Below are 523 nucleotides of genomic sequence, written 5' to 3' on the forward strand. Positions count from 1 at the left end.
ACCGGCGGCGGACGGTGCTGTGACGGTCGATGTTGCGGCGGCTGCGGCGACGGATAGTGCGGGTAATGATAGCACGGCAGCAACGCAGTTCTCGATCACGAATGACGCGTCGGCTCCGACGGTCTCTATCGCGTCGGCTCCGCCGGCGTCTGTGAACGGCCCGTTTGATCTGGTGTTCAACTTCACGGAAGACATGACGGGCCTGACGGCGGCTGACTTTGTGGTCACGAATGGGGCCGTGGTCCTCAGTGGCGGTCCTCGCGACTTCACCGTGACGGTCACGCCCAACGGCAATGGCGACATCACGCTTGCGCTGCCAGCGAATGTGGCGACGGATGCAGCGGGCAACGGCAATGTGGCTTTTGCTGCAGCGATAACCGTCAATGTCGATACGGCAGCTCCGAGCGTGTCGATTGCCTCGACGTCTTCCGACCCTGTGTCTGGCGCGTTCCCGATCACGGTGACGTTTAATGAGGATGTGAGCGGCTTTGTTCTGGGTGACCTGACGGTTGGTAACGGCGCG

Annotated in this window: 1 protein-coding gene; it reads left to right on the forward strand. The window is 62.1% G+C overall.

From position 1 onward, the window contains the following. The coding region (locus tag IE105_RS15290) for an Ig-like domain-containing protein (protein ID WP_233354221.1) at positions 1-523 on the forward strand (523 nt) is incomplete at both ends.

It is taken from the genome of Algimonas arctica, assembly GCF_014652695.1.
Classification (GTDB): Bacteria; Pseudomonadota; Alphaproteobacteria; order Caulobacterales; family Maricaulaceae; genus Litorimonas; species Litorimonas arctica.